We start from the raw sequence: 2,969 nt of genomic DNA, 5'->3' as shown, positions 1-2,969 counted from the left end.
GGCTGGGCTGGGCTTCGGGCTGGCGGGGGTCGGCGCCCGTGGCCTCGCGCTGCCGGCCGTGCAGCTCGGCGTGGCGGGCGCGCGCCAGCGGCACGCGGGTCTCGCCCCGGAAGCCGTCGAGCACCGGCTCGTCGAACACCAGAGCGACCCGCTCCGGCGTGCCCGGCAGTCCGGCCACGCTGCTGCGGGCGGTCTTCCAGTTCAGCTCCATCGACACCGGCTGGCCGCGGTCGGCGAAGCTCGCCGGGCCTTTGAACTCGGCGATCAGCAGGCTGGGCTGATACAGCGACGACACCACCAGGATCTCGCCGAGCTTGGCCGTCACCGGGGTCTGGGTCGCGGCCTGCTGCGCGGTCTGCGAGGTCAGCGCAACGCTGGCGTTCTCGCAGCGAACCTCGAGGCGGAACGGAAAGCCCGCCACCGAGCGCTGGCCGCAATCATAGCTGCGGCCGGCGGCCGCTTCGCGCGCGCGCCACTGGTCGACGATGCGGTCGACCTGGCTTGCCGAGAACAGCCAGAATGCGCTCCAGGCGAGCGCCGCCAGCACCACCACGCCGGGGAGCAACAGCACCGGCCACAGCGGGCGACGGGGGGAAATCGTGGAATCGGCCATCGCGCCTACTTAAGGGGAGAAGCCCGAAAAGGGAATCTGCGACCGGCTGCCGCACGCCATGCCGCGAACGCGGCCGACCCGCGCGGCAAACCGCTCACGCTTGATGGCCCGATGGGGTAAGGACTGAATTTGTCATTTGCACGATAGCCCGCCTGCACGCATGTCCGCCAAAACGCTCACCGAATCCGAACTGTCCGAGGGCGACCTCTGGGTGTTCGGCTATGGCTCGCTGATGTGGAATCCCGGCTTCGACTTCGTCGAGCGGGTGCCGGCGCGGCTGATCGGCGAGCACCGGGCGCTGTGCGTGTATTCGTTCGTCCACCGCGGCACGCCGGAACAGCCCGGCCTGGTGCTCGGGCTCGACCGCGGTGGCGCCTGCCGCGGCATCGCGTTCCGCGTCGCCGACGCGCACCGCATGGCGACGGTGGCTTATTTACGTGAGCGCGAGCAGGTCACCAGCGTGTACCGCGAGGTCAAGCGCTCGGTGTGGCTGGAGGACGACGCGCGTCGCCGGATCAGCGCGCTCACTTACGTGGTCGACCGCGGCCACGCGCAATATGCCGGCCGGCTGTCTTACGCCGAGCAGCTTCGTCACGTCCGCCAGGGCCACGGCCGCTCCGGCCCGAACCGCGATTACGTGATCGCCACCGTGAAGGCGCTGGAAACCCAGGGCTGCCGCGACGTGCCGCTGCACCAACTCGCAGAAGCGCTGCGCGACGAGGCACCGACGCCCCGCTGACGCCCAAGCAAACGGATCAGCCGACCTGCTCACTCTCCGGCTTCGGCGCCGGCTCCGGCTGCTGCGGTTGGGCGCTGGGCACGCGGCCGAACAGCTGTGCCTGCTCTTGGCGCGCTTCGGCGACCAGGCGGTTGGTGGCGGTTTCGACCACGTTGCTGAGCTGCCTGAGGAACTCGCGGCGGTCGAGGCCGGCCGGGAGCGGATCAAGGAATTCGACCACGATCGTGCCCGGGTAGCGCATGAACTGGCGCCGCGGCCAGAACAGCCCGGCGTTCAGCGCCACCGGCAGGCACGGCACGCCGCAATCGACATAGATCTGGCCGACGCCGCTCTTGTAGTTCGGCGGCGCGTCGACCGGCCGGCGAGTGCCTTCCGGGAAGATGATCAGCTGCCGGCCGCGGCGCACTTCCTCGCGGGCGCGGCGCGCCATCTCCACCAGGGTCTTGACGCCGGCGGCGCGGTTGATGGCGATCATGCCGCCGCGCAGCAGGAGCTGGCCGAACACCGGAAGCCAGGTCAGCTCGCGCTTGAGGATGTACAGCGGCTCGTCGAAGAACTGCAGCAGCGCGAACGTCTCCCACATCGACTGATGCTTCGGCGCGACGATCAGCGGCCCCTGCGGGATCTTCTCGAGGCCGCGGAATTCGACCTTGGTGCCGCAGATCAGGCGCATCAGCCAGATGCTGTTCTGGCCCCACATCTTGGCGACCTTCACCACCGCGCGGCCGGAAAACAGCGCCGCCACGGTCGCGGCCAACACCCAGCCCACCAGCACGACGTAGAACAGCACGTTGAAGATCAACGAACGCAGGAAGATCACGAACATCGGAACGGTCCGATCAGTTGGCGGCAGCAGTCGCCGGCTTGCGGGCGCCGGTCGGTTCGGCCTGATCGGCCGGTTCTGGCATCACCTCGATGCCGAGCTTGGACAGGCGCACCCGCAGCTCGACCGCGAGATATTTGGCGTATTCCGATAGCAAGAGCCGTAGCGTTCCGCCACTGGTCCACCACGGCTCGTCGCGCCACTTGTCGCCGATCACCGCGAACGGAATCAATTCGACGTCCGGCATGGCGTGGGACATTTCGGCGATCGCCCGCGGCATGTGGTAATTCGACGTCACCACGATCAGCGAGCGGAAGCCGCGTTCCTGCACCCAGCGCCGGGTTTCGGAGGCATTGCTGCGGGTGTCGACCGCCGAGCGGTCGAGATCGACGCAGCAAGTGAACCAGTCGCGGCTCTCCGGCACCGAACGCGAGATGTCGCGAGCGCCGTTGGTGCGGTGGACGCCGGAGATCAGCAGCCGCTTACCGTAGCCGGCCGCCAGCAATTCGACCGCGTCCGACACCCGCGACGAGCCGCCGGTCAACACCACGATGCCGTCGGCATTGTGCTGCGGCTGCCGTTCGGCGCCATGCAGCTGGGCCAGAAACGCCACGAACCCGCCAGCCCCAACCAGGAAGCCGAGCGCCAGCACCGCCACGATGGTGGCGCGCAGCCGCCCGCCGCGTCCGGCCGGACGGCCGGGCGACGAAGACAGCTCACTGCGATCGGACGACGACGGCATGGGACGGGCGATAGACCTCGTTTCACGAGCCTTGTGCACCGCTGGCCGCGGT

4 protein-coding genes are annotated in these 2,969 nt (G+C 69.0%); 1 reads left to right on the top strand and 3 read right to left on the bottom strand.

From position 1 onward, the window contains the following. Window positions 1-613, bottom strand: a 613-nt coding sequence (locus tag DYI24_RS24360; protein WP_164574153.1) for a DUF2125 domain-containing protein, incomplete at its 3' end; no start/stop codon positions are given. A gap of 160 nt (window positions 614-773) precedes the next feature. Here DYI24_RS24360 and DYI24_RS24355 point away from each other — a divergent pair. Further along, window positions 774-1,352, top strand: coding sequence for a gamma-glutamylcyclotransferase (locus DYI24_RS24355; RefSeq protein ID WP_164574152.1), 579 nt, complete (start codon window positions 774-776; stop codon window positions 1,350-1,352). 16 nt (window positions 1,353-1,368) lie between these two features. Here the strand turns inward: DYI24_RS24355 and DYI24_RS24350 are convergent, their stop codons facing one another. Together DYI24_RS24350 and DYI24_RS24345 are read right to left on the bottom strand one after the other, a co-directional pair. Continuing rightward, window positions 1,369-2,178, bottom strand: a complete 810-nt coding sequence (locus DYI24_RS24350; RefSeq protein ID WP_164574151.1) for a lysophospholipid acyltransferase family protein — start codon at window positions 2,176-2,178, stop codon at window positions 1,369-1,371. A gap of 13 nt (window positions 2,179-2,191) precedes the next feature. After that, window positions 2,192-2,917 carry a YdcF family protein gene (locus tag DYI24_RS24345; protein ID WP_164574150.1) on the bottom strand — a complete coding sequence of 242 codons (726 nt, stop codon included), beginning with the start codon at window positions 2,915-2,917 and terminating at the stop codon, window positions 2,192-2,194. Window positions 2,918-2,969 lie beyond the last annotated feature (52 nt).

It is taken from the genome of Rhodopseudomonas sp. BR0C11, from assembly GCF_010820945.1.
Taxonomy (GTDB): Bacteria; Pseudomonadota; Alphaproteobacteria; order Rhizobiales; family Xanthobacteraceae; genus Rhodopseudomonas; species Rhodopseudomonas palustris_H.
The sequence above is the reverse complement of the archived record's forward strand: the minus strand, read 5'-3'. Positions and strand labels throughout refer to the sequence as shown.